Annotated in this window: 16 protein-coding genes; 9 read left to right on the top strand and 7 right to left on the bottom strand. The window is 44.3% G+C overall.

From position 1 onward, the window contains the following. Nucleotides 1-66 precede the first annotated feature (66 nt). Both H6F74_RS08980 and H6F74_RS08975 read right to left on the bottom strand, forming a co-directional pair. On the bottom strand, nt 67-1,557 hold the full coding sequence (locus H6F74_RS08980) for a CoA-acylating methylmalonate-semialdehyde dehydrogenase (protein WP_190439389.1): 1,491 nt from the start codon (nt 1,555-1,557) through the stop codon (nt 67-69). A gap of 108 nt (nt 1,558-1,665) precedes the next feature. Next, nucleotides 1,666-2,577, bottom strand: coding sequence for a phosphodiester glycosidase family protein (locus H6F74_RS08975; protein ID WP_190439384.1), 912 nt, complete (start codon nt 2,575-2,577; stop codon nt 1,666-1,668). A 245-nt stretch (nt 2,578-2,822) separates the two neighbouring features. Between H6F74_RS08975 and H6F74_RS08970 the strand changes: the two genes are divergently transcribed. After that, nucleotides 2,823-3,635 (top strand): pentapeptide repeat-containing protein, encoded by an 813-nt coding sequence (locus H6F74_RS08970; RefSeq protein ID WP_190439380.1) that lies wholly within the window; start codon nt 2,823-2,825, stop codon nt 3,633-3,635. Between the two features lie 175 nt (nt 3,636-3,810). Here H6F74_RS08970 and H6F74_RS08965 read toward each other — a convergent pair whose 3' ends face one another. From H6F74_RS08965 to H6F74_RS08945, 5 genes are all read right to left on the bottom strand, one after another. Further along, the gene (locus H6F74_RS08965; RefSeq protein ID WP_347269491.1) at nt 3,811-4,581 is read right to left on the bottom strand and encodes a thioesterase II family protein; all 771 of its coding nucleotides are present in this window, start codon (nt 4,579-4,581) and stop codon (nt 3,811-3,813) included. 145 nt (nt 4,582-4,726) lie between these two features. Continuing rightward, nucleotides 4,727-6,028 carry a glycosyltransferase gene (locus H6F74_RS08960; protein WP_190439379.1) on the bottom strand — a complete coding sequence of 434 codons (1,302 nt, stop codon included), beginning with the start codon at nt 6,026-6,028 and terminating at the stop codon, nt 4,727-4,729. A 121-nt stretch (nt 6,029-6,149) separates the two neighbouring features. Beyond that, nucleotides 6,150-6,848, bottom strand: coding sequence for a DevA family ABC transporter ATP-binding protein (locus tag H6F74_RS08955; protein ID WP_190439377.1), 699 nt, complete (start codon nt 6,846-6,848; stop codon nt 6,150-6,152). 30 nt (nt 6,849-6,878) lie between these two features. Next, on the bottom strand, nt 6,879-8,030 hold the full coding sequence (gene devC / locus H6F74_RS08950; RefSeq protein WP_190439375.1) for an ABC transporter permease DevC: 1,152 nt from the start codon (nt 8,028-8,030) through the stop codon (nt 6,879-6,881). Nucleotides 8,031-8,090: 60 nt separating this feature from the next. Continuing rightward, nucleotides 8,091-9,299: an ABC exporter membrane fusion protein gene (locus H6F74_RS08945; protein ID WP_190439373.1), complete on the bottom strand. Its 1,209-nt coding sequence runs from the start codon at nt 9,297-9,299 to the stop codon at nt 8,091-8,093. Nucleotides 9,300-10,878: 1,579 nt separating this feature from the next. On the opposite strand from H6F74_RS08945, the gene H6F74_RS08940 reads away from it, so the two are divergent. The 8 genes from H6F74_RS08940 (at nt 10,879) to H6F74_RS08905 (ending at nt 26,858) form a co-directional block, all read left to right on the top strand. After that, on the top strand, nt 10,879-12,717 hold the full coding sequence (locus H6F74_RS08940) for a fatty acyl-AMP ligase (RefSeq protein WP_199301018.1): 1,839 nt from the start codon (nt 10,879-10,881) through the stop codon (nt 12,715-12,717). Nucleotides 12,718-12,852: 135 nt separating this feature from the next. After that, nucleotides 12,853-13,665 carry a DNA-binding response regulator gene (locus H6F74_RS08935; RefSeq protein ID WP_190439371.1) on the top strand — a complete coding sequence of 271 codons (813 nt, stop codon included), beginning with the start codon at nt 12,853-12,855 and terminating at the stop codon, nt 13,663-13,665. A gap of 459 nt (nt 13,666-14,124) precedes the next feature. Beyond that, the gene (locus tag H6F74_RS08930; protein WP_199301017.1) at nt 14,125-14,439 is read left to right on the top strand and encodes an acyl carrier protein; all 315 of its coding nucleotides are present in this window, start codon (nt 14,125-14,127) and stop codon (nt 14,437-14,439) included. Nucleotides 14,440-14,538: 99 nt separating this feature from the next. After that, the gene (locus H6F74_RS08925; protein WP_190439369.1) at nt 14,539-15,915 is read left to right on the top strand and encodes a hypothetical protein; all 1,377 of its coding nucleotides are present in this window, start codon (nt 14,539-14,541) and stop codon (nt 15,913-15,915) included. 103 nt (nt 15,916-16,018) lie between these two features. Continuing rightward, the gene (locus tag H6F74_RS08920) at nt 16,019-21,979 is read left to right on the top strand and encodes a type I polyketide synthase (RefSeq protein ID WP_190439365.1); all 5,961 of its coding nucleotides are present in this window, start codon (nt 16,019-16,021) and stop codon (nt 21,977-21,979) included. Nucleotides 21,980-22,086: 107 nt separating this feature from the next. Next, nucleotides 22,087-24,381, top strand: a complete 2,295-nt coding sequence (locus H6F74_RS30920) for an SBBP repeat-containing protein (protein WP_190439353.1) — start codon at nt 22,087-22,089, stop codon at nt 24,379-24,381. A 189-nt stretch (nt 24,382-24,570) separates the two neighbouring features. Further along, nucleotides 24,571-25,824: a glycosyltransferase gene (locus H6F74_RS08910; RefSeq protein ID WP_190439338.1), complete on the top strand. Its 1,254-nt coding sequence runs from the start codon at nt 24,571-24,573 to the stop codon at nt 25,822-25,824. A gap of 53 nt (nt 25,825-25,877) precedes the next feature. After that, nucleotides 25,878-26,858: a class I SAM-dependent methyltransferase gene (locus tag H6F74_RS08905; protein ID WP_190439335.1), complete on the top strand. Its 981-nt coding sequence runs from the start codon at nt 25,878-25,880 to the stop codon at nt 26,856-26,858. Nucleotides 26,859-26,965 lie beyond the last annotated feature (107 nt).

The following is a 26,965-nucleotide window of genomic DNA, read 5'->3' as shown; positions in this document are numbered from 1 at the left end:
GATATATTCCACCCAACTGAGAAACGCTATAGCTTAACTGGAAACTTTACAAATGAGCGCTGAACTTTAAAACTGGCGCGACCAATCTTTAGGCCAGCGTTCAACAACAACTTTAGTTTGCGTGAAAAATTCTACCGCGTGTCTACCTTGACCGTGTAAGTCACCGTAGAAGCTATCTTTCCAACCACTAAAAGGAAAAAATGCCATCGGTGCTGCTACACCAATATTAATGCCAATATTACCTGCTTCGGCTTCATAACGAAACTTCCGCGCTGCTGCACCACTGTTGGTAAATAAACAAGCCATATTTCCCCATTGACCACTGTTAACTAACGCGATCGCATCCTCAATTGTATCCAAGTGCATCAACCCTAATACTGGGCCAAAAACTTCTGTACGCGCCAGTTCACTATTCGGGTTAACATTTTGCAGAATCGTTGGTCGAATAAAATTACCCTGTTCATAACCAGAAATTTTCGGGTTGCGTCCGTCTACTAATACAGTCGCACCTTCATTTGCTCCCTGTTGAATTAACCCTTCAATTCGGTCGCGACTTTGAGACGTAATTACTGGCCCCATTTGCACTTTTTCATCCAAACCATAGCCTACCATTCTGGTTTGTGCAGAGTTAGCGATCGCTTCTGTAAAAGTGTGACGCGCTTCTCCCACCGTCACTGCTAAAGAAGCTGCTAAACAACGTTGTCCCGCACACCCAAACGCGCTATCTGCGGTGATGCGGGTAGTCATTTCCATGTCTGCATCTGGCAAAACAATAATCGGATTTTTCGCCCCTCCCTGACATTGCACCCGCTTACCAAATGCAGCAGCACGACTGTAAACATACTGTGCTACTGGTGAGGAACCAACAAAGCTAATGGCGCGAATAGTTCGATGTTCCAAAATTGCATCCACGGCTTCTTTTGCACCATTTACCAGGTTAATTACACCTTTAGGTAAACCTGTCTTTTCTAACAATTCAAACACCTTTTGCATTGTTAACGGCACCCTTTCTGAGGGTTTGACAATGCAGGTATTGCCGCAAGCGATCGCGTAAGGCAGAAACCAAAATGGAATCATCCCCGGAAAATTAAAAGGTGCAATTATTGCTACAACTCCCACAGGTTGACGAATCATTATTTCATCAATTCCACGGGCAATATCTTCCAAATTGTAACCCTGCATCAGCATGGGAATTCCACAGGCAACTTCTACATTTTCTATCGCCCGTTGCATTTCCCCGCGTGACTCTGCTAAGGTTTTCCCGCATTCCAAAGTAATTGTCCGGGCTAACTCGTCAAGGTGTTCTTCTAATAAAAATTTGAGTTTGAATAAGTATTGCACTCTTTCGGTGGGTGGAGTGCGCCGCCAACTATGATAAGCGGTTGCTGCTGCTGTTGCTGCTGCGTTTACATCACTCTGGGGCGACAAAGGAACCTTCGTCAGCACTTCGGCGGTAGCAGGGTTCACCACATTCAAAAATTCGGTGGCGTGGGAAGCACACCACTCCCCATTAATATAGTTGGGTAAGGGATTGGGTGCGATCGCGGCGGATTCCATAGAAATTTAAGTAAGCGACACTATAAAAACTAATTCTAATTTTCCTCTTTAAAGGACGCGATCGCTTAGATAAAGCATATATATCTCATTGCATCACTGCTTTACCCTCTACCTCTGCAAGGGTAAAGCATAAAATCCTAAGTGATTAGCAATAGGACGCTCGCGCATAGGTAGTTTAGTATGAATCGGAGCATTTAATAAACTTGCTCCCGAAGGAGTTGCCATCACCAGAGTTGTTGAACCGCCACCATCCAGGTTGAGTGCAGCATATGCCCCTAACTCCATAACAATCTTTGTCAGTTCAGCTATTGTCACCCCTTCGCTATAAAGCGGCTGCTTGCCATCTACAGCAATTAGCCAGAGTTTGTCACCTTTTCTATTAGTAGCCACTACAACACGCGGGTATGGCTTATTATTATTGCCATTAAAATTTTTGCTTACACTATTACCCCGTGCAACCAGAACCTCATTCCCCGCAACCGCAGCAAACGTATCTTTAGGGCAAGATCCACTGTCAAAGATTTGGGCAATATTGCTTGACAAAAAGCACACCACAGGCCATTTTGACTCAAATTTAGAATAAATACGTCCATTTGCGATCGCTTGTCCCACTACGTTGACGCGATCGCCACTGTGGGGATAATAATCCCAAGGAGTTTGTTCGCGAAAAAGATAGAAGAAGCTACCATTTATCGCCAATTGCAGTTTAAATTCATTAAGAAATTCTGATGTAGTCCGCGCATTAAGTTCTGTATCGTCTGGTGTTGCCATTCCCGGAGTAACTAACACTTTGACTCCTGGTGTTGTCAAGTCAACAGTGACAATATGGATCATCAGCGGCCTTGGTGTTGAACGGACATCGCGCCTGTAAAATATACCTTGAAACAATGCTTGCCCTTTATTCATCTGGGGCGGGCGTAAAAAATGCAGCCTACCGTAGAGTATCAATGGTAATATCAATAACCCAGTTCCAGCAAATAGCAAAAATCGATTTAGATAAATCTGGCGTTGAGCAGGCATCCCTTTATCCAGAAACGATAATAAAAACCTTATTATAGCAAGCTAATTAGTTTTCACTCTTAAAAATTGTGCTTAAAAATCATTAGTATACCAATTTTTAAGTAAACAAAGCTTTTCTTTTTACTCTTCCTTCCCGCCCTTTGCGCCTTCGGGGTTCATAAGCCTTTCTAAATATAAATAGTATTAATATATAATCTTATATTGAAGAATTCCATATTTATTTCAAACGTTTTTATATACTGAGTATGACCAATCAAAACCCTGCTAATACCAATAAAAATTTACAAAACCGCTCTTTCAAAGGACAAAATCTCAACAATGCAGACTTCAGCGGGTGCGATATTCGCGGTTGTGATTTTAGTAATGCTCTATTACAGGGAGCCAATTTTGAGCGAGTTATAGCTGGTCAATCTCCTAAAAAATTAATCATTTTAATTATAGTTGCAGTAGTAGTAACGACCTGTGTGACGGATGCGATCGCTCGAATGATATTTGGCGTTCTCGGTCGGACTACACAAGAACCTGGTTGGGCTTATATATTAGCTTTATATATTAGCTTAGGTATTCCTACCGCCGCTTCAGGAACGAGAGCGATCGCAGGACGCATCGCAACGACAATCTCAGCAACAGCGTCAGGAGCTTTGCTGGGTTTCTTCTATGCCGGAACTACCACAGGCAATAATCCGCAAATAGCGATTTTCGGTGCAGTGATAGGAGGCGTAGCGATGGCTTATGCTAGTTTCAAAATTAGAAGTTCATTAGTAGCGATCGCGGTTATAATTGCCGAAGCAGTAGCAGGATATGGGTTTGCATTCTTACTGGGAGCAAATGCGATCGCGTCTTTAAGTACACATAATCTTATTTTGGGAGTCATTTGGAGCCTTCTATCACTAATTTCGATTCTGTTAGTAATGAATTCCCTAACTTTAGCTATTAAAAAAATTAAAAGTGCTTCAGAGACATCTTTCAGAGGTGCTGACTTAACAAATGCTAAATTTGATGGTGCCAGACTTTTAAACACAGATTTTTCTGGTGCAATAGGTTATCCAAATAACTAGGTACACATAATTCAACTATAGCAATCCTAATTCATTCATTTAAAAAAAATGTAGGTTGGGTTGAGGTATCGAAACCCAACGCTAATATTCGGTTTGTTGGGTTTTGCTATCGCACAGACCCAACCTACTTGATCTGGCACTTGACAACTCAAATAGGATTACTCTATAAAAGATTTCACACAAACCCTAGTACCATAACTTGCTCTATTTTTTTAGCAACCATTTCTAGAAGTAACTGCCGACTACTGTTAATAAAAAAGTGGTCGCCGGGAAGCATTTCTAGGGAAAATAAAGAACTTGTTTGCACACTCCAGCTTTCAATCATTTCTGGTGTCTCTCCTGAATCTTCTATTCCACCAAAGGCAGAGATAGAACAATCAAGGGGAGGTTCAGTTAGGTAAGTATATGTTCCACAGATTGAAAAATCTGCTCGCAAGATGGGCATTAACAGTTGCATCAATTCATAATGTTCTAGCACCTGTTTGGGTGTACCATTCAATTGACGTAGCTCTGACAAAAATTCAGGCTCTGGTAGCGTATGAATTAAAGGATTTCGATCGGGTATCTGAGGCGCACGGCGACCCGAAATGAAGAGATGATTTGGGGTTGACGCTTGCTCGGAGCGGAGTTTACGAGCCAGTTCAAACCCGATCAGCGCACCCATACTGTGACCGAAAAAAGCGAAGGGAATATCCAAATAGGGATGGATAATTTCTGTTAGTGTCTCGACCAGAGGTGAGATATGAGTAAAGGGTGCTTCCTTAAGCCGATCTTCTCGACCAGGGAGTTGAATAGTACAAACTTCTATGTACGATGGTAAACTGTTCGACCATGTGCGAAAAATGGAAGCACCGCCTCCCGCATACGGGAAACAGAATAAGCGAAAGTATGCTTCTGGATTCGGATTAGGACATCTAACCCAAGAATTAAAGGTTGGTGTAGTCACAATTGGCGGTGTTACAGATACGTCTCCAAGCCATTAGAACGGAGCGATCGCTTTATAGTCGCTGCGACTTAACTGCGGCTATCGCTGGACTGCTGAGCAGGGTTCTGTTGTAAAAACTTGCAAAAATACTATTTGTCGTGGTATTTCAATTTATAGCATCACTACAGATAGTGCTTGAAAAATTTTTGGCAATAGAGTTTTGAAAGCCCTCAACTGCCCGCGCCACACCGTCTTCTGACCGAATCTGCTGGCTCAAGGCAGCCACGCGAGCCTGCATGGTCTTGTCGCTGGTAGCGGTATGGATAGCGTCTGCTAACCGCTCTACAGTCAGCTGTTTTTTCGGAATCGGTGGCGGTCCTACCCCTAAATCAGCAACCCGCTGCCCCCAAAAGAAGGTTTCACCAAAGGAGGGGACGATGATTGAGGGTAAACCAGCACGCAGACCAGCAAACGTTGTACCCGAACCGCCATGATGAACCATAGCCGCCATTTGCGGTAAGAGCCAGTCATGGGGAGCCGAGTCCGATGTGACACACAACACCTGCTCTGACAATTCAGGATTGCTCAGACCCCCCCACCCCGTATCCAAGATTGCCCGCACTCCCGTAAGAGCTATTGCTTCCAGCACCAACTTTGCCAGCGCTTCCGGGTTACGGTCAATTATACTGCCGAAGGTGACATACACCGGGGGTGAACCAGCAGCTAGGAAATCAACGAGATCGGCTGAGGGCTGCCAGTCCGGTGGGCGATCTAGAAACCAGTAGCCGGTGACGTACACCCAATCGGGCCAGTCCGGCGGCTTGGGAAGCACGGCAGGGCTGTAGCAGTAGAAAGTGGGCGACTTATAGAACCAACTAGGGACTGTGAGCGGCATGGGGGGCAAATTCAAGGTTTTTTGCCGCCACTGGTTAACCGAAGACCGAATGGATTGCCAGACAAGTTGCTGAAACAAGATGTAGGTTAGCCAGTTGTAGGTGCCGCCCAAACGCAGCCCGGTCGGGGCCCAAGGGATGGGGAAAGCACGAGTCTGGGTTGCTGGATTAGTCCATGCGCTGTAAAACGGCACGCCCAATTTTTCCGCGATATGGTAGCCCGCGATCGCCAGCGGCATACTGATAATCGCTTCCGCTCCCTGACAGGCACGCCAAGAGTCAGCTAGTAAGTCTTCCATGATCGGGCCGATGAAGTTACCGATAAAGTTGCGTGTGAAGCGAATGGTGTTGCGACCGGATTCTGAAAAAATGACTTGCCCCTCTTCTGTTGCAAACAATTCCTTGAGATTGCCAGCCAAGGGGGCGAAGTCTAGCCCCTGGCTACGCACAAAATTCTCAAAGATGGCATGGGTGGCCAAACAAACTTTATGACCTGCCGCTTGCAACCCCAGCCCTAGAGCTACGTAAGGTTGTACATCACCACGCGAACCAATTGTCAAAATCGTGATGTGCATATTTCCTCCTAGTTATTAGCACGGTTGGGATACTGGGACAATTACGGTTGCTCCTTAAATAAGATTGAGTTAGTCAACACATCTAAAACACCTCCGTCATAATTACTGAGTTTTTATAAAACTAGTGAGCCGTGCTGTTGATCGTAACGAGTTGACCATCTTCCATATGAACAATACGGTCAGCAATATCAAGAATGCGATTATCGTGAGTCACCATGAGAACAGCACACCCCTGTTCCTTAACCAATTGCTGCATGAGTGTCACTACGTCTCGACCCGATTTACTATCCAAAGCGGCAGTAGGTTCATCAGCTAGAACCAGCTTGGGATGACACACTAAAGCGCGTGCGATCGCTACCCGCTGTTTTTGTCCTCCTGATAGATTTTCTGGATAGTAATTAATCCGGTTCCCCAACCCAACAGCCTCAAGTGCAGCTGCTGATTTTCTACGTGCTTCGAGAATAGGAACATTTTCATGTAATTTAATAGACATTTGTACATTTTGTTGAGCTGTTAATGAGCGCAGCAAATTGTGAGATTGGAAAATATAACCAATATGGCGACGGATTTTGATGAGTTGTGCATCACTGGCTCCCCGAATCTCTTGGTCAAGAACTTTAAGGCTTCCTTCATCAACAGAGCGCAACCCCCCAATTAAAGTCAATAAGGTTGTTTTTCCCGAACCAGATGGCCCCGATAAAATAACTATTTCTCCGGTTTTGACTTCTAAATTGATATTAGACAAAACTCGTTTGCGTAATGCTCCATTACCAAAATAATGATTGAGATACTTAATAGAGACAATAGATTTTTGATCCATTAGCTTTCTAGAGTTTGTATGCGTAAATCTTTAAAAAATATCTGCTGGATCGGTACTACGCAGTCTCCGGACAGCAATAAAACCAGAAATAGCACACATCACTATTGTCAATAGCAATACTATTAAAGCTCGGTCATAGGTCATTGCAATAGGTAAAAATGTAGCATTTTTAGTTAAATCATACAGCCCTAGTGAAAGAGCAAATCCAGGGATATAACCTAAAACTGCAAGAATAATTGCTTCTTGGAAAACAACTAATTCTAAATATAAGTTTTTATATCCCATCGCCTTTAAAGTCGCGTATTCTGAAAGGTGATCGGAAACATCTGTATAAAGAATTTGATAAACTATAACTGTACCAACAATGAATCCCATTCCTACACCTAGAGTAAAGATAAAACCAATTGGTGTACTTGTTTTCCAGTAGCTTTTCTCAAAATCTATAAAACCTTGATGGGTTAAAACTCTAACATCTTTAGGTAAAGTAGCTTCTATCTGCTTAAGGATTTTTTGAGCATCAGCATCAGGTTTAAGCTGAATAAGTCCAATATCGATTTCTCCTAATTTACGATCTCTAAATAGATCCAAAAAATTTAAATCATTGACGATTACATTTCCATCAGCTCCAAAAGAAGGCCCTAGTGTAAATAAACCAACAACGTTGACTCTTCTCCCGCCTAATTCGGTAGTAATGAGTTTACCCTGCTCAAATTCTGGAGCAATAGATCCATACTCTTGACGAGAAGCTCGATCAAACAAAATATTTTCACTAAGTTTAAGCTTATCTATATTCTGGGCGACTTCCGGCAATTTAAAAACAGAATCTCCAGGTCGAAAGCCATAGACATATATGGCTCGAAAGGTTCCATCTTCAGGATTTCTCCAATCTCGAAAGCCAACATATATAGGGCTAATAGATTCAACGCCATCAAAGCTCAAAACTTGATATAAACGTCGCCAAGAAAAAGTTCTCGTATAACCCAGAGACTTAGAACGAGTGCTGAGTAAAACCAAGTCGCCTTGCAAACTCTGATGTAGTCGTGTAGCGCTATCATAGAGAGCAGCTTGAAATCCTAATTGCATAAACATGAGAATAACTGCAAAAGCAATGCCTGCTAAAGCAACCAGTAGACGAAGTTTCTCTCTACTTAGTTGCAGCCATGCTAAAGGTATATCAAACATTATTGCTCTAGTTTATTAACGAGAAAAATTTATTAAAAATTTTACTATTTTTAGGGGCATTTACATATCAATTACTACATTAACCTGTAAATTAGTTAAAGCTGAAACTCTTTGGCTATCCACTGGGTTTAGACTAATTTTTACCTCAACAATTCTCCGATTTACGTCGGCTGTGGGGTCGGTACTTAAGACATCTTGTGGATTAACCTGTAGCCCGATTTGAGTGACTGTTCCGGATAAATTGCCTGGAAAGGCATGGCTAGTAATAGTAGCTTTTTGCCCAACTTTTACTTTGCTAACATCTAATTCATAAACCTCTGCAATTACATTCATCTGATCTGTTTGTCCCAAAGCAACAATGCCTTTATTGCCAGCTGTCTCTCCGGGTCTGGTATTGATTTTTAAAATTTTCCCCTCTATAGGCGCTCGAATATAGGCTAGCTCTGAATCTGCTTTAGCTTTCTTCACATTGGCAAGCGCTCTATCAATTTCAGCTTGAGCAGCTTGCACATCTGTAGGACGAATCTCAGCCATTTGATTCAGAGTTGCTTGGGCTGCTTTTATTTGCTGTTGAAAAGTTGCTTGAATCCGGTTTTGATTAACTTTGGCTTCATTTAGCTGCTCTTGTGTCGTTTTCATGAGCAGCTGCTTGCTATCTAATTGTGAAGCTGTAACTGCACCACTTTGGAACAATTTATCATAACGTTGGTACTCGATTCGAGCGTTGTTAAACTGAGCCAAAAGCCGCGCGATCGCTTGGTCTTGAGCGCCTTGTTGTCCAGCCAATTCAGCTTCTAAGCCTTCAATAGTCGCTTTTTGAGCTTCCAATTCTCCTGTTTTGGCTCCAGCCTTTACTTTAGCAAGATTGGCTTGAGCGACTTTGACATCTTCTAAAGCGAGTTTTACAGATGTTTGGAGATTTTCTAGGCTATCCAAAATAGCGATTGCTTGTCCTGTTGTAACTTTATCGCCTTCCTTGACTAAAAGTTTGGCAACTCGACTTGCTCCCAATCCATTAAGAGCAGTAGGCGCAGACAAGTAAACTACTTCCCCTTCTGGTCTTAAATGTCCTAAAGCAGAAACGGCTTTATTTGTGGGAGCGATCGCTACAGGATTTGATAAGGAGGCGGACTCACTGCGCTGGAATCTCAATACATATTGTAAAGCAGCTCCGCTAAGGGCTAAAGCTGTGACAACTGTAGCAATGATAGTCCATCGTCCTGAAGGCTTCAAAAAGGGTTTATTTTTTGAAATAGAATCAGGCTTCATAGTTTATTGACTGCTTCTCCATTGCTCCAATTTCTCAACCCCGGCGCAAAACTCATCTTAAACCGCCAGAAGCTTATTGTCTTAATTGGAATGAGTCAATTCAGGAAATATCCGATGTGTGGTTATCGTTCATAAAGACAGACCTCTAGACGAACAAGAGAACATTGCACAAAACTCAAGGTAAAGGTATCTATATTTTGTGGAAAAGTGCATCCCGCTTTTGTCACCCACACCCTCCAGAGTGAGGAGACACCTATCGTCCGCTGGGGCGGACTTAAGACATAGCCTGATAGTCACGGTGAGAGTTTGTTCGCCCTTGACTTTATTTGTCAGGCGTTTATAAATGCCATATTCAGCTTCATTGACTCATGAGATTTTGCGATTCAAAGATTAATTGATGCAACTCACTCGTTCAATGAGGCTTTTATCCAGCCAAGTAACATACACTACTATGACTTACCGCCTGATTTTACCAGGCTAGTCTTTACAAGATGGAGATTGGACGAATGACCGATATAGTGGCGCTCCAGGTAAGTGAGTTAGCCGCGCAATTGCTTATTCTTGGGGAATTTTGGGGATTTATAGTTCATCATCCCGCTCTATACTAAAATGCCAATTTATTTTTTTCAAGTAGTTTTTGCTACTTTTTTTAGATGAAATTTATAAAAAAGCCGAAAACTTACTTGCCAAATCAATGAAAATATATCAAAAGGATGATGTAAATAATCATTTTTGCTAAAAAGCCCGAACGTTATGCTCTCCTCGAAGCTGGTTTTTAGCTTTTTTCTTTCCCCAGATAGTTAGTTACAAACTTTACTGTTAAACACTTCTATCCTTTCTCTAATACTCTGATGTATCCATAACAACATACTTATTTAACATTGAGTATGCCTTTGGGCTGATTCAGTAGAAACACGTAGTCATTTATGTTGTTTTGATGAAGTTGCGGAAAACGACTAGACATATTTATGAAAAGTATGCTAGGTTTCCGTTAGAAAATCGCCAAAACATCCATTTTCAACAAAGTGTTCCGAGCCTGGGAGAGGGCAAATAAACTTTTCTCTTACCGCCAAAACTTTCAAGTCTACATGAGAAGTTTTTGATTGTAAAAATATCTGAGACCCCTAGTAAAGTGAGGCTTCCAGACTTATAAATAGGCAAAACACACAAAGTGTCTGCCTTCCATATTGGGTATCAAGGGTTACAGATTTGATAAAATTTACAGTATTTTTCTCAAGAAAGTCTATCTAGAAAATGTTTTTTTGAGAATCGTTCAAAGGTCGAAAGCTTTTTAATTTCCACTATTATCTGTCTGTACAGGTAACAGATACAACGTGGAAACATCTAGCTTCAGCGAAGTAAAGAGCTGAATGAATTAGTTTTTATGGAAGCTTGAATAAAGTATATTTATTGAAGAAATAAATATTTACTTAATTTTTGGGATAATCTGACAGAAGAGTAAACAAAGTTACTGTTTTTTCAATAGTAAGTTAGATTAAATCCAGTTAATTGTCCTTAAAGGAAATGAACTGATATCCATAGAGAAGCAGGTATTTGAAGATATTCTCAGGAGTACGGAATGACTACTTGTTTAGATTATTCGGCAGACATCGGGCATGAATTTTCGACTTTGGTAGACCTGCTGGACTACAGAGCGAAAAATCAGCCAGACTCTACAGCTTATACCTTTTTGCAGGACGGAGAAACAGAAGCTGTTAGGCTGACATACAAAGAATTGGATCGACAAGCGCGAGCGATCGCATCTCAACTTCAGAGCCTGGATGCCCCAGGTTCTCGTGCTTTGCTGCTTTATCCACCAGGTTTAGAGTTTATTGCTGCCTTCTTTGGGTGTTTATATGCCTCTGTTGTAGCTGTCCCCGCATATCCACCAAGGCGCAATCAGAATCTGTCCAGATTGCAAGCGATCGCATCTTCTTGCCAAGCAACAATAGCCCTCACAACCACATCCTTGTCTGGCAGCATAGAAGATCGCTTTACCGAAGATGCAGAATTCGGCAGATTGCACTGGCTAGCCACAGATAACATCAACAGCGACCAAGCCCAGACATGGCAGAAACCAGGCTTGAGCCAGAGTACCCTAGCTTTTATCCAATACACATCAGGCTCTACCGGTACGCCCAAAGGAGTCATGATCACTCACGGCAACCTGTGGCACAATTCCGCCTTGATCCATCAGAGTTTCGCTGATACGCCCAACTCTCAGGGCGTAACCTGGCTGCCGTCCTACCACGATATGGGATTGATTGGGGGAGTGCTGCAACCGCTATATGTTGGCGCTCCGATGGTTTTGATGCCAGCAGTAGCGTTTATGCAAAGACCCTTCCGCTGGCTAGAAGCTATTTCCCGCTACAAAGCGACTACTAGCGGCGGGCCTAATTTTGCTTATGACCTTTGTATTCGTAAAATTACCCCAGAACAACGAGCAACTCTTGACCTGAGTAGCTGGGAAGTAGCTTTCACCGGAGCTGAACCCGTCCGCGCCGAAACCCTAGAGCAGTTTGCCAGCACCTTCGCTGATTGTGGTTTCCGCAAAGAAGCATTTCACCCCTGCTACGGAATGGCGGAAACAACCCTGATTGTTTCGGGAGGTTTGAAAAAAGCTCCACCAATTATTCGTCAGGTTGATGGCGCAGCCCTTGAGCGAAACCGCGTAGTGGCATCTGTTGGCAAGTCGGAAAGCACCCGGACAATTGTCGGTTGCGGTCAGACTTGGTTAGACCAGAAAATTCTGATTGTCGATCCTGAGTCTTTAACCCCGTGTCCAGATACCCAAATCGGAGAGATTTGGGTATCCGGGCCGAGTGTAGCTGACGGCTATTGGAACCGACCAGAGGAAACAGAAAAAACTTTCCACGGCTATTTAGCAGATACGAAAGAAGGGCCATTTCTGCGTACAGGGGACTTGGGATTTTTGCAGGATGGCGAATTGTTTGTCACCGGGCGGATTAAAGATGTGATTATCATCCGGGGGCAAAACCATTATCCCCAGGATATTGAACTGACAGTAGAAAAAAGTCATCCAGCACTGCGGCCTGGTTGTGGGGCAGCGTTTGCGGTGGAATTAAAAGGCGAACGACTGGTAATCGTTCAGGAAGTCGAGCGGACTTACCTGCGGAAGCTGGATGTGAATGAGGTAGTCGGGGCTATTCGTCAGGCTGTGGCGGCGGAACACGCTCTACAGATTTATGCAACAGTGCTGGTGAAAACTGGCAGTATCCCCAAGACTTCGAGTGGTAAAATTCAACGCCATGCTTGTCGGTCTGGGTTTCTCAGTGGAAGTTTGAATGTCATCGAGGATTGGAGTGAGAATCCTCAGGGCAAATCTAAGTTTCTCAATCTACAGGCTGAGGTCGAATCTGTGTTACAGAAATTATCCACAAGCAAACAGCTAAGCTGACACGCCTTAGTCAGTCGTCATCTTAAGAGCTGTCAAGTTGAAACGAAGTTCTGTTCTAGCAACTTTCCAACCTTCCAACGGCAACTGACAACAGAGTAGCTATTTTCCTCACTTTCTTTGTGGATAAGGGTGTGCATGGGAGCAGATGTGGTGAAAAAAATTCTGGTAATTGAACAGCAAACACATACCCGGAACCTTTTTCTCAAAGGTCTTAAAGCTAAAGGTTTCTACACTATCAGTGCTGACAACGGTCGAGTTGGGATTCATCTGGCACAGGAGGACTTACCCGATGTGATAATTTCCGGCATTATGATGTCGGAACTCGATGGTTACGATGTCCTGACGGCGGTGCGCTCTAACCCGGTGACAGCGATTATCCCCTTCATTTTTGTCACTGCCAAGCTGACTCGGAACGATCTCCGCAAAGCTATGGAACTAGGAGCGGATGACTATCTCACCAAACCCTGTACTTTAGAAGAATTACACAAAGCGATCGCTGCCCAATTGGAAAAACAGACCGTTCTTCGCCAGTTGTACTCCCAACCATCTCCGCCAGTCCCAGCAGCATCATCCACAGAAACTGCAACTATAACAATAACAACTGCTGCGGACTTAACTTTTCCCTCCAACCCTCCCTTGAGTGAGGTATTTCGTTTCATCGAGGCTAATTATCATCGCGCGATCGCTCTCGGCGATGTCGCTCAAGCAGTTGGTTACTCCCCAGCTTACTTAACTAACCTGACCCGACGACAGACCGGACAAACCGTGCAACGCTGGATAATCCAGCGCCGGATGGCAGCAGCCCGTTCCTTACTTCTAGAGACTGACCAGGCAGTAGAGCATATTGCTCCTAAAGTGGGCTATCACAATGCGGTTCATTTCTTCCGCCAGTTTCGCCAATTCCACGGCACAACTCCCCAAGCTTGGAGAAACACCAATCGCAGCTAGATCGACACAAACAAGATCGAAAGAATTGTTAGTCAGATCGACAAATTAATCATTGTAATAGCATCAAACATTTTCTAAGATTCTTCTAGCAGCCTCTTTAATATTCTTGGGGAAGAGTAACCAAAGAGGAGATTAGAACAATGAGAACTTTTTAGCTCTCAGGCACCATTTCGCACGATAAGCGAGAACAAATCGTCGATATCAGGTTGTCTTTAAAAAATATCTTTTTGTCATAATGGCAACCTGAAGCCAATTTTTGTCAGCTTGGTCATTAGTTCAACCGCAAATAAAGCTAATACGGCTTGAACCAAAGGCACGGGAAATCTTGAGAATTTATATCAGTTGTGCTGGAGTCTAAACAGCAGCTAAATTACCTACATTTATGGCACTCATTCCTTAGCCATCAGTACAACTGACAGTCAGCAAAAAATAGCACTTGAAACCCTGAAGGTTAAAACAATGCAAATCGAGAATCTTCAAGCCACAAATATGTCTACGGCTTCGGGAGTGATTATCAAAGAAGCGCCGACGGCACCAGAAATTCAAGCGTGGATTGTCTCCTATCTAGCTGAACTACTAGAAATCGATCCGGATGAAGTTAATGTCACGATTCCCTTTGACCAATACGGTCTAGACTCCTCAGCAGCAGTTGGTATGACCGGAGACATGGAAGATTGGATGGGAAGAAAACTCGATCCAACCCTACTGTACGATTACCCTACTATTCAGGGTTTGGCTAGGCATTTGGCTGAGGAATTAAAAATCAAAGTGTAAGGCTGGGGACTGGGGGCTGGAAACTGGGAACTGGAAATAAGAAATTCCTAGTGGAAGAATCAACATTTGCACTCTTACGCTTTTAGGAAAAGGTTAATTATGGTAGATACAGCAACACCAGCTTTAAAATTTGAATCTTCGACTCTATCGGAGGAAAAGGTAAAGAAGCATATCAAAATCACCGAAATCAACTATCGTCGCAACACTGATTCCGACTACACTGAGAAAATCGAGGAATTAGACAAAAACTTCAACTACAGCAGCAACAGCGATTATTATTGGAGTCAGCCGGAGCTTTCAATGCTTTACGGCACCCCACTTTATGAACAAGCCTCCGACTCCCAAAAGAAAGCTCTAAATCACGTTTATTGGGCAACGCAGTATAACCAAACTGCTGCTACCGAAGCTAATGCCGTACTTTACAATCAGGTGACTGCTGGCGTTTTTTCTCAGATGAGTGATTACAAAACACTCTGCCAAGAACTAGACCTAGAAACAGAACAGGAACGTCATCACATTCATGCCTTTCACACAATTGGTTATAAAACGAAAAAAGCCCTGCTAGGGAAGACAGCATTTAGTGCGCCTAAGCAAGGGAAGTCAAACCAATTGAACAAAAATCAACCACAACTTTTCAGCTTTAACTTGCAAAGTTCGCCGATGTCGGCGTTTCAGGATACCGCCTTTCGCTTTATCACCAATAAGGTGATGCTGAAGAACCAAGCACAGTATTATTCCCACTATTTGAGAGAATTGGAGCAAAAAGGCGAGTTTATTCCAGCACAAACGACTGGCTTGTTGGGGCAAATAGCGCCAAAACCGATGTTACAGTTTTTTACCTTAAACTGTGGCAGTTCGCCCTTCTTGGCTTGCGTGTTCTACGTCACGCGGTTTTTAGCCAATATGTTGCTTAAGAACTATGAATACCGCTATGTCCAATACTACAGGGACTTAGAGAGGCAAGGCGAGTTTATCCCAGCCCCGACAGCTGTCTCCTATAACCATCTGATGGATGAATCTTTCCACACTACAACGAGCGAGCTAATCGCTCAAGATTTGTATAAGGATTTCTCGAAGCCAACAGCATATGAGAAATTCATCGCTAATGTAACCATCTATCGGGCGCAAAGCGTCGGTTTGAGCGGTCTTTCTGGTGGACTACCGGGGATATTTAGAACTGATGCTTCTTTCATGCTCTCGTTTTACAAGCTGCTTCAGTCTCCTGTATTTAATATGTCCTCCCAAGAAGCACTCCAGTGGGTTGAGAAGTGTTTGTGTCAAGAACACGAGGGTTTCTATATAAATCTCAAGTATCACCAACGCCTGCTGATAGATTTGCGTAGGTTTTTTGAGGAGATGGATTACCTTTGGCCTGTCAACCGTGAAATGCGCCTGATGGCTACAGGAGGCTCGATTGAGCGGGCTATCAAAACTAATATTAAGGCTTTTGACGAGTTATCCCGATCTGTCGCCTAAGAAAGTGCTGTGTAGGTTGGGTGTTCGGTACTCAACCCAAGTGTCCTGTCAACTGGATAAATGGTTGGGTTTCCCGACAGTAATCCCAACCTAAAAATTGACCATGAGAGGCTTTGCAGTGGAACCTATAGCAATTATTGGTCTTGGTTGTCGTTTTCCGGGAGCTAACGATCCGGAAGCCTTCTGGCAACTATTGAGTAACGGTGTGGATGCGATCGCGCAAGTGCCAAAAGAGCGATGGGATATTGACGCATTCTATGACCCAGAACCAGGTAAGCCGGGAAAAATGAGTACCCGCTGGGGTGGCTTCCTGGAACAAGTGGATCAATTTGAACCCAGCTTCTTCGGGATTGCTCCCCGCGAGGTGGAGCGAATGGACCCCCAGCAAAGGCTGGCGTTGGAAGTAGCTTGGGAAGCCCTGGAAAATGCCGCAATCGTGCCATCAAAGCTTAGTGGCACTCAAACAGGGGTTTTCATGGCAATCGGCAACTATGACTATTGCCGATTGCTAACCAAAGATTTAAACCTGGTAAACGCTTACGATGGCACTGGCAACACCCTCTCTATTACCGCCAATCGCCTATCGTACATTCTGAATCTGCGCGGGCCAAGTGTGGTAATTGAAACTGCCTGTTCTTCTTCTCTGGTTGCATTGCATTATGCTTGCCGAAGTTTGGAGAGTGGAGAGTCTAATTTGTGCTTGGTAGGTGGAGTTAGTTTGATGCTGTCTCCAGAGCCATTTATTACCTACTCTCATGCGCGGATGATGGCGGCGGACGGTCGCTGTAAGACTTTTGATGCCAGTGCGGATGGTTATGTCCGGGGAGAAGGATGCGGTGTTGTAGTCCTTAAGCGTCTTTCGGATGCTCTCCGAGATGGAGACAACATTAAAGCAGTGATTAAAGGTTCGGCTGTTAACCAAGATGGTCTAAGCAATGGACTCACAGCACCGAATGGCCCTTCTCAGCAAGCGGTGATCCGTCAAGCTTTGGAAAATGCTGATGTGCAAGCAACGCAGATTAGCTATGTTGAAGCTCATGGTACTGGCACATCTTTGGGAGATCCCATCGAAGTTAAATCTCTAAAAGCTGTGCTGATGCAGAATCGCGAGCCAGATCAACCTTGTTGGATTGGCTCGGTTAAAACTAATATTGGCCATTTGGAAGCTGCTTCTGGGATGGCTAGTGTCATCAAGGTGGTACTTTCGCTGCAACATAAAGAAATTCCACCGCACTTGCATCTCAAGCAGCTGAATCCTTATATTTCTTTGGAAGGGACGACCTTTGCTATTCCTGCTGAGTCTCAAGCTTGGGATGTTGGTACACAGAGACGCTTAGCTGGGATTAGTGCGTTTGGTTTCGGTGGGACGAATTGCCATGCAATTTTGGAGGAAGCACCGCAGAACCTTACCCCGCCTCCTGCTACGGCTCCCATCTGGGTAAGTTTAGAGGGGTTGGGTGTGACGTGCGATCAGCCAACGGATGATATCACAACTCTCGAACGTCCTCTGCATCTTCTTACCCTTTCGGCAAAGACTGAGAATGCTTTGAGGGAATTGGCACAACGTTATGCAAATTTCTTCGCGACGCATCCTGAAGCATCCCTGGAGGATGTTTGCTTTACTGCAAATACAGCGCGATCGCATTTTGACCATCGTTTTGCTGTAACAGCTGAATCTACTGTGCAGTTGCAAGAGCAGTTAACGGCTTTTGCTGCTGGTAAAGAAACTGTCGGACTGGTCAGCAATCCGGGAAAAAGCAATAAGCGCCCGAAAATAGCATTTTTATTTACTGGTCAAGGTTCGCAGTATGTGGGGATGGGACGCGAACTCTACGCAACGCAACCTATTTTCCGCCAAGCACTTGATTGTTGCGATCGCATTCTGCGTCCTTATTTAGAACAACCCTTACTATCAGTTCTATATCCCGAATCAGGGATCAATTCCCCTCTAAATGAAACCGCATACACGCAACCTGCATTATTTGCACTGGAATACGCACTCTTCCAGTTATGGAAATCTTGGGGTCTAACTCCGGATGTTGTCATGGGTCATAGTGTAGGGGAATATGTCGCCGCCTGTGTTGCCGGGGTATTCAGCCTGGAAGATGGTCTAAAATTGATTGCCGAACGCGCCCGTTTGATGCAGGCTTTGCCCGCAGGTGGTGAGATGGTGGCGGTGTTTGCTTCGGAAAGCAAAGTGCAAGCAGTCATTCAACCATATATCCAAGAGGTTGCGATCGCAGCCATTAATGGCCCAAAGAGTATTGTTATTTCTGGTCAGGCTGAGGCTGTCGGACAAGCGATCGCATCTTTGCAAGCTGAAGGCATCAAGACGAAAAAGTTGACCGTTTCCCATGCCTTCCACTCTCCCTTAATGTCGCCCATGCTGGCAGATTTTGAGAGAGTCGCCGCAGAAATCGCATATTCTTCGCCAAAAGTCAAGTTAGTTTCCAATGTTACTGGGGAACTAGCAACAGATGCGATCGCCACCCCTGAGTATTGGTGTCGTCATGTGCTTGAGCCAGTCAGATTTGCCAAGAGCATGGAAACCCTTTATCAGAAGGGTTATAAGGTATTTGTCGAGATCGGGCCGAAGCCGATTTTGTTGGGGATGGGACGCTACTGCTTGCCAGATGCAGAGACATTCGCATCTTTACCAAGTTTGCGTCCAGAGCGTTCCGATTGGCAGCAAATCCTCCAGAGTTTAGCAGAACTATATGTGCGTGGAGTGGCTGTAGACTGGTCTGGCTTTGACCAAGATTACCCCCGTCGCCGTCTGCAACTACCAACTTATCCATTCCAGCGACAGCGGTATTGGGTAGAGTTCTCTGAAAATGGTCACTCAAACGAAAAGCCTCTCACCCCAATGGTTAAGCTTCTGAACCAGGGGGATACTCAACAGCTAATTCAGCAGTTAGAAACCATAGGGAAACTTTCAGAAGATGAGTTGAAATTATTGCCGAAGCTGCTGGAATTATTAGTTAAGCAAAATAAACAGCCGCTAACAGCAGCATCTATCAAAGATTGGCTTTATGAGATAGAGTGGCAACTTAAACCGCGTCAGTTGACGGAAAACCAAACGATTCAGCCCGCTGAGTTCAGCTCCCCTCCCCTCGCAGGGGAGAGGTCTGGTCGTTGGCTGATTTTTGCAGACTTGGAGGGTGTAGGGGAAAATTTAGCGATTTTGCGCGATCGCTGCAACTGTATTCTGGTCTATCCGGGAGACACCTATCAAACCACAGAACCCGGAACCTACACGATCAACCCTTCCAATCCAGCCGACTTTGAGAGATTATTCCAAGAAATAGGAAATCTACCTTTACAGGGAATCCTCCACCTGTGGAGTTTAGAGGCGGGATTGGCAGATAAGTTAACAATTCCCTCTCTAGAAAATGCACAAACTCTAGGCGTTGCTAGTGTACTAAATTTAGTGCAAACTCTGACTGGGAAAGAAAATCAATTCTCAATTTCCAATTCCCAACCCAAGTTGTGGTTAGTAACGCGGGGTGCAGTACCAGTTGGTGGTTCGCTTCCGGGAGTTGCTCAAGCACCCTTATGGGGACTGGGCAAAGTCGTGGCTCTGGAACACCGGGAATTGTGGGGTGGAATGCTCGATTTAGCCCCTGAAGCAACTGAAGATGAAGCCGCGAAGCTGTTAGCAGAAATTGAAAATGCACAAGGGGAAGACCATCTCGCCTTCCGGGATGGACAGCGTTATGTCGCCCGTTTGGTGCAAAAGGAACTACCAGAATCTCAAGGCGTGGCGTTAAATGCTGATAGCACTTACCTGATTACTGGGGGTTTGGGAGCCTTGGGGCTGAAAGTTGCCCAGTGGATGCTGGAACAGGGCGCTAAACACTTGGTACTAACTGGACGCAGTGCAGTTTCCAGCCAGGCGCGGGAAGTTATTACCCAGATGGAGGAAGCAGGAGCCGAGATTTTAGTTGCTCAGGCAGATGTCTGCAATGGGGGGGATATGCTCAGAGTGCTTGAGGAAGTTGAAGCCTCAATGCCACCCCTACGAGGGGTTATTCATGCTGCTGGGGTTTCTCGATATGAAGCGATCGCAGACATGGATTTAAACGCCCTTAACTCTGTGTTGCGTCCGAAGTTAGTAGGAACTTGGATTCTGCATCAACTTACCCAAAAAATCAAGCTGGACTTTTTCGTTAGCTTCTCCTCAATATCTGCGGTGTGGGGTTCTAAAGGACAAGCCCACTATGCGGCGGCGAACCATTTCCTAGATATGTTGGCACATTATCGTCTTGGACTTGGGCTACCAGCTTTAAGTGTAAATTGGGGCCCTTGGGCTGGCGGCGGTATGGCGCTAGAAGAATTCCAGACATTCTTGACGCGGATGGGAGTGGAAGCATTGCAACCACAGCAAGCACTTTCCGCCTTGGGATATCTTCTAGGAGCAGGTTGCGTTCAGACAACAGTGGCGAATGTCGATTGGACTTTATTCAAAGACCTTTATGAAGCCAGAGGGAAGCGATCGCTATTAGAACTGCTTGAGGTGCGATCGCCCGAAACGCCACAACAGTCGGTGCAACGATCGGAGATTCTACAACGATTGGAGACAACTCCTGTAAGCGATCGCCACTCTCTGTTAATAACTCACCTGCAAAGTGAAGTTGCAAAAGTGCTGCGCCTACCTCAATTGCCAGATCCGCAGCAAGGTCTATTTGATCTAGGAATGGACTCTCTCATGGCAGTTGAGGTTGTCAGTTTGATTCGCTCTCAATTACAAATCGAATTACCTGTCAGGGAGTTTCTAGAAGCATCAAATATTACCCTGCTGGCAGCGCTATTACTTAAGCAACTGACACCAGATATTTCTACAGTAGATGTGACAGTAAATGTCTTAAATCTCTACGATGAAGCTGTGTTAGATGAGGCAATTAATCCCAACACAGCAAATGCTCAACAGACGGAAGCAGCTTCGATTCTCTTAACTGGTGCCAGTGGATTTTTAGGAGCCTTTTTGCTTAAAGAACTCCTCGAACAGACTAACGCAAACATCTATTGCTTAGTACGGGCTGCTGATGCTGAAGTAGGCAAGCTGAAAATCCGAAACAATCTGAAATCTTACGACCTATGGAAGGAGAAGTACAATTCGAGAATTATTTCAATCGCCGGAAATTTATCTCAGCCACGGTTGGGTCTTTCAACAGAACAATTTGAAAATCTTGCCCGCACAATTGATATTATTTATCACAATGCGGCAACTTTGAATTTTGTTTATCCTTATTCAGCATTAAAGCCGACTAATGTTTTGGGTACGCAAGAAATCCTCAGGTTAGCCTGTCAATTTAAAGTCAAGCCACTGCATTATGTTTCGACTGATGCCGTTTTTGATTCATCTGGTTATTACGGAAAGGAGGTGAAAGAATCAGAGCCAACTATTCATATTGACGGAATAGACCTTGGTTATACCCAAACAAAATGGGTAGCGGAAAAGTTAGTTACTATAGCACGCGATCGCGGACTTCCAGTTTCTATCTACAGACCGCCTTTAATTGCCGGAGACAGCAAAACAGGAATTTGGAATACAGATGATTTTACCTGCCGATTTCTTAAAGGCTGTATCCAAATGGGTAGTATGCCAAATATGAACTGTGGCATAACCATTGTGCCTGTGGATTATGTCAGCCAAGCGGTTGTCTATCTATCAAGGCAGAAAGAATCACTCGGAAAAGCTTTTCACTTAAACAATCCTAACTTTTCAAGTTGGGATGAAGTAGCAAATTGGATCGATGATTTGGGCTATCCAGTGCGACAGATTTCCTATGAAGAATGGGAAGCAGAGTTAATAGAAACAGTTGGTTCTAAAGACAATGCTTTAAGCGGTCTTTTACCTTTCTTTCTGCGGAGATGGTCTGATGAACAACTGACCTTTGCCGGACTAGGACAACGAAGAGTCAAACTCAACTGTCAAGATACAGTAAACAAGCTTGCAGATTCTGCTATCGCTTGTCCTCGCGTAGACTCTAAACTGCTGAAAACCTATTTCTCATACTTCAGTCGTAGTGGATTCCTAAATGCACCGAAAGTGCGGGCATGAGTGCCAGTTGATTGATAAGCTGTTGATTTAGTTTGAATGTTTGCTGTGAGGGGAATTACTAATCATTAGCAATTAATGGTTAGGAACTAATATCGGAGGAGTAACTTGTGGACAAGCAGAAGTTTTACGATCAGATTTTAGCTGAAGGAATCAAACCAGGCGGGAGTATTAGCAAAAAGGTTAAAGACCTGTTTTCGGGTAAGTCTGGAGTGGATATCCCGGAGTCTAAGAAGAACCCTAAAAAGAACCTTCCCGAAGGATTTCGAGAAAGTGAAATCTCCAGGGTTAGCAATGAAGTCACTATCCCAGAATTTACAATTCAAGTTTACACTCCCGGCAGCGACCTTGCCGCAGCGACCGCAAAAAATCAAGTCATTTATGCTCGCGATGGCAACGATACCCTGATTGGGCTTGACCCTTTTAATAATAAATCTGGCCAAGTCCAAATTGATATTTTAATCGGCGACTTGCCAATAATACAGCCGCCCAATCCGCGTGATTGGACAGACAGATTTGTTCTTGGTGATTCAAAACAGCCCTACTACGTAGATGGCGGTTTCAAGGACTTTGCTCTAATTTTAGACTTCAACCCCAGCCAGGATATCATTCAACTACACGGTTCTCGACAAGACTACCTACTGGCAGAATCGGGTCTGGGAACAGAGATATACTATCAGCCGAAAAAAGGTACATCTGAATTTATTGGCTTTTTGCCTTTTGTTTACGATCTGAGTTTAAAGGGTGGCTATTTCCGGTATGAGGGAAAAGGGAACACCCCACCTAATAAGCCAGTAGTAAAAGAGGCTGAGCAATTGGGAACCTCCCGTTTTGACATCACTGCTAGTGTAGTTGCGGATGCCTTTGGTAATGTGTACACCGCAGGAGGAACCAGTGGTTCTTTGGGAGGAGCCAATGCTGGGGAGCGCGATGCCTTATTGGTCAAGTATGACAGCGATGGCAACCAGACGTTTATTAAACAGTTTGGTTCTTCCCGTGCTGACACTGTTTATGGTATGGCTACTGATAGCCAAGGCAACGTTTACTTAACAGGAATTACCGCAGGCAATTTGGCGGAACCCAAGCAAGGAACGTCTACTGATGCCTGGGTAGCCAAGTATGACCGCAGTGGCAAACGGTTATGGATTGACCAGTTCGGAACTGACATTATTAATCAGTCCTTTGATGTCGATGTTGACGACGATGGCAATGTCTATGTAACGGGAATAACTGTTAAGTCAGGCGAACCAGGAGGAACGCTTCCGGCTACGGACGATTACTGGGTAACAAAGTATGACACCAATGGCAAGCGCCAGTGGTTTAAGGAGTTTGATAGTACTAGCGCTAATCCCAACGATCTTGATTTTGACGAAGCTTACGGCGTTGCAGTCACTGGCGATGGCAATGTCTACGCTTCAGGATGGACTCTCGGCAACTTGGGGGGAAAGAATGCTGGGCTTTATGATGGCTGGGTAGGCAAATATGACACCAATGGGAACCAAGAGTGGGTTAAACAGTTTGGGACTTCGACTTATGAATTCTCCTGGGATGTGGATGCCGATACTCAGGGCAATGCCTACGCTGTAGGATGGACTCTGGGAGACTTGGGGGGAAAGAATGCTGGGCTTTATGATGCTTGGTTAGTCAAGTATGACAGCGATGGAAACCAGAAGTGGCTTAAGCAGTTTGGTACGAGTGGTGATGATGAAGCCTTTGGCGTGGAGACCGATTTAGCTGGCAATATCTACGTTGTAGGATATACCGATAAGAGCTTGAAAGGAACCAATGCCGGGTCTTTTGATGCCTGGGTGGTCAAGTACGACACCAATGGAAACCGGAAGTGGACTCAACAGTTTGGCACTCCTAATCTCGATCAGGCTCTCGGTGTTAGCATTGACGACATTACTGGTAGCCTCTACGTTACAGGCGCTACTGAGAGTTCTTTTGGGGATAGCCCTGCTGGAAGTGTCGATAGCTGGGTAGCCAAACTAGATGCAAACTCCGGAAGCCTGCAAAGCTTTACAGGTACTGCTGACAATAAACCAAGTGGAAAGAATGTGACTGGCACTAATGGCGACGATCGGATTATTAGTGCTAAAGGTCGCGATATTATCACTGGTCTTGATGGCAGCGATATTTTTGTCTACAAAAGCTACAAAGACGGGGGCGACACTATAACTGATTTTTCAGCCAATGAGGATTTCATCGACCTTAGTCCCATCTTCGCCAGCCCAAATTACAGAAGCACAGAGCCATTCGATGACTACGTGCAACTGGTTCAACTGGGTTCGAGTACTGCGGTTCAAATCAACCCAGTCGGCGATGCTCGCGATACTTTCCGGACGCTAGTCACCCTGGAGAACTTTACTGCCAGTAACTTAAGCGCCGACAATTTTATTGTGTGACATACGCCAGTGGTTTTTGTGCGATCGCACGAAAACCACTGGCTCCTCTAAGAGGTTTACTTCTTGAATGTGTGACTAAAAACAATTATTGTACAAACGGATTTGATATAAGCTGTCTTCTCTGAATACAAAATTAATTCTCTTTTATAAATTTCTGCTTGTTTTGAATAAATATGAGGATTGAATTTAATGGACTCCTCTAAAATGTACACCCTAGCTTTTCTTGTAACAGGCTTTCCTCCTGACGTGAGTGGTGTTTCTCACTTCAACTGGGAACGCGCTTTATGGTTTGCCAAGCAAGAGATGTATCGTGTGGTTGTATTTGCACCCGATTGGCAAAATGCGCCAGATACCCCATTAGTGCCATTAAATTTAAAAGGAAAGTTGATTATTGAACGTTATCCGTCAAAGCCTTGGCTACCTTATAAATTGACCCATGTTCCCAAGTTTAGCGCAGCACAGGAAATCAGAAAAAAACTAGCTTACTACCAACCTGATTTGATTATAATAACGGATGTAGAACGCTTTTTCTTATTAAGCACATGGCAGTTACCCGGTAGACGCTATGCCAGGAAGTATCATATTCCGTACATAGCCGAATATCATACCGACCTGTACAATTTTTCAGCAGCTTATCCGGGTTGGCAATGGTTGCGAAAGGCTGCGCGTAGTTCTCAGTTAGCAAGTTATTTATATCGTCAACTCGATATGACAGTATGCGCTAGTACATCTGCAAGCCAAAGCTGTCAAGAATTGGGAATTCCCAAGGTTAATACAATTCCCTTTCTAGGAATTGATGTTTCCACATATAGCCCCAGTCGTCGGAACCGGAAATGGTTAGAACCGTGGTTAAGTGCTAAAGAGAAAGACAACAAAGTTTTGCTATTTCTGGGCCGTCTTGGCTTCGAGAAACGAGCCGATTTACTAATCGAAGCTTTTGCAAAATTAAAACGCCAATGCCCTCATTATTCTCTGATAATTGCTGGTGATGGGCCTGATAATGTCGTTAACCAATTAAAACGTCTTGCCCAACAAGTTCCCGATATCCACTTTACAGGGTTTCTACTGGGAGAAACAAAGGCTAATGTATTAGCTTCATGTGATGTATTTTGCAGCCCTTCACCTTACGAAACTTTTGGGCGAACAATCGTGGAAGCAATGGCTTCAGGTATTCCCGTTGTCACTGTTAATAGCGGCGCAGTGTCAGAGTACATATTCGATGGTGTCAATGGGTATCTCGTCCCAGCTAATGATGTTGAAGGATTAGCTAATGGCATTCACCGAGTATTATCCATCAATAACACAGAAGTTATTCAACACGCCTCGCGAGATGCGAAGCAGTTTTCTCTCGACCAAGGATGTCAAAATCTTAGCAATTACTATCAGAAACTATTAGGGGTAAGTAAGGATTATAAAAATTTGAAAAGTCTAAGTAGGATGTGAGGGAACTTAGAGACTTTTTCAACTTTTAAGAACATTTGTTAGGTGAAACTGACATGATTGAGTTTAACTCAAATCCTAACTATCTTGAAAATTCTGCCTTGTCCGTATTTTATAAGCCAAGAAAAAACAAACAGCGCCTTGACTGTTTGATCTGCAATCATCGCATCGATCCGAATGACGAATCTGTGTTTGTAACATTTTCTTGTAACGTCAAAGCTTTTGGAGATGAGATATTCAAGGTTTGGCGATGCCCAGGTTGCATGACGATTCATTGTTTAGATGTCGTTGATCTCGGACACTACTATGCAAAATACCCTTTTGCCCAAACCGTACTTAAATTACCATTGCGCTTATCCTATAGAAATCTATGCCGACAACTGACAAAGCAAGGGTTTTCTAAAGCTCACTCGCTGCTCGATTATGGCTGCGCCAACGGTATGTTTGTACAGTATCTGCGACAAAACGGCTTTGCAAATTGCCACGGATATGACCCTTATGCCCCAAAGGAAGGATTTGGCGATCGCGCAACTCTCCAGCGAGGCCCTTTCGATTACATTTTGCTCCAAGATGTAATCGAACACGTTGAAGATCCCAAAGCACTATTGTGTGAGTTGGATGCCCTTCTCGCCCCTGGCGGTCATATTCTGATTGGCACGCCAAACGCAGCAAATATCGACCTAACCCAGCCCAATGTTTCCGATTACTATAACCCGGTTCATGTTCCCTATCACCTTCATCTCTATACTCGCAAATCTATTGAATCCTTGGGGTGTCGCCAAGGGTGGGAGCCTGTAGATTTCTTTGACCAACCTTATCACGATACACGCTGGTTCGGCACAAACTCTCGTGCTTGGAATGAGTATCAACGCCTTTTTGACGGCACGATCAACGTTATTTTTGAACCAATAAAACTATGGAAAGCGCTGACTTCCTACAAATTCATGTTCTACGCGATTTTTGGCTATTGGCTTAGTTTCAAAACTGAGATGGCGATCGCGTTCCGCAAAACAGGAGGTGATACTAATGTCACTTGAATTAAAAACAAGTAGTAGTCACAGGACTGGGAGCAATTACTGTTGTGGGAAACTCAGTAAAAGAATACTGGAAAAAACTGCTTGGGGATTACAGCGGCATTGGTTTG

Origin of the sequence: Trichocoleus sp. FACHB-90 (genome assembly GCF_014695505.1) — a bacterium.
GTDB lineage: Bacteria > Cyanobacteriota > Cyanobacteriia > Cyanobacteriales > FACHB-T130 > Funiculus > Funiculus sociatus.
This window is presented reverse-complemented; position numbering and strand designations above follow the sequence as displayed.

What these genes read in the sequence shown, in the direction of transcription:
- H6F74_RS08935 (WP_190439371.1), top strand. Translation starts at nt 12,853, where the DNA reads ATGGGAGCAGATGTGGTGAAAAAAATTCTGGTAATTGAACAGCAAACA.
- H6F74_RS08945 (WP_190439373.1), bottom strand. Translation starts at nt 9,299, where the DNA reads ATGAAGCCTGATTCTATTTCAAAAAATAAACCCTTTTTGAAGCCTTCA.
- H6F74_RS08920 (WP_190439365.1), top strand. Translation starts at nt 16,019, where the DNA reads ATGAGAGGCTTTGCAGTGGAACCTATAGCAATTATTGGTCTTGGTTGT.
- H6F74_RS08970 (WP_190439380.1), top strand. Translation starts at nt 2,823, where the DNA reads ATGACCAATCAAAACCCTGCTAATACCAATAAAAATTTACAAAACCGC.
- H6F74_RS08910 (WP_190439338.1), top strand. Translation starts at nt 24,571, where the DNA reads ATGGACTCCTCTAAAATGTACACCCTAGCTTTTCTTGTAACAGGCTTT.
- H6F74_RS08905 (WP_190439335.1), top strand. Translation starts at nt 25,878, where the DNA reads ATGATTGAGTTTAACTCAAATCCTAACTATCTTGAAAATTCTGCCTTG.
- H6F74_RS08955 (WP_190439377.1), bottom strand. Translation starts at nt 6,848, where the DNA reads ATGGATCAAAAATCTATTGTCTCTATTAAGTATCTCAATCATTATTTT.
- H6F74_RS08940 (WP_199301018.1), top strand. Translation starts at nt 10,879, where the DNA reads ATGACTACTTGTTTAGATTATTCGGCAGACATCGGGCATGAATTTTCG.
- H6F74_RS08980 (WP_190439389.1), bottom strand. Translation starts at nt 1,557, where the DNA reads ATGGAATCCGCCGCGATCGCACCCAATCCCTTACCCAACTATATTAAT.
- H6F74_RS08925 (WP_190439369.1), top strand. Translation starts at nt 14,539, where the DNA reads ATGGTAGATACAGCAACACCAGCTTTAAAATTTGAATCTTCGACTCTA.
- H6F74_RS08930 (WP_199301017.1), top strand. Translation starts at nt 14,125, where the DNA reads ATGCAAATCGAGAATCTTCAAGCCACAAATATGTCTACGGCTTCGGGA.
- H6F74_RS08960 (WP_190439379.1), bottom strand. Translation starts at nt 6,028, where the DNA reads ATGCACATCACGATTTTGACAATTGGTTCGCGTGGTGATGTACAACCT.
- H6F74_RS08975 (WP_190439384.1), bottom strand. Translation starts at nt 2,577, where the DNA reads ATGCCTGCTCAACGCCAGATTTATCTAAATCGATTTTTGCTATTTGCT.
- devC (WP_190439375.1), bottom strand. Translation starts at nt 8,030, where the DNA reads ATGTTTGATATACCTTTAGCATGGCTGCAACTAAGTAGAGAGAAACTT.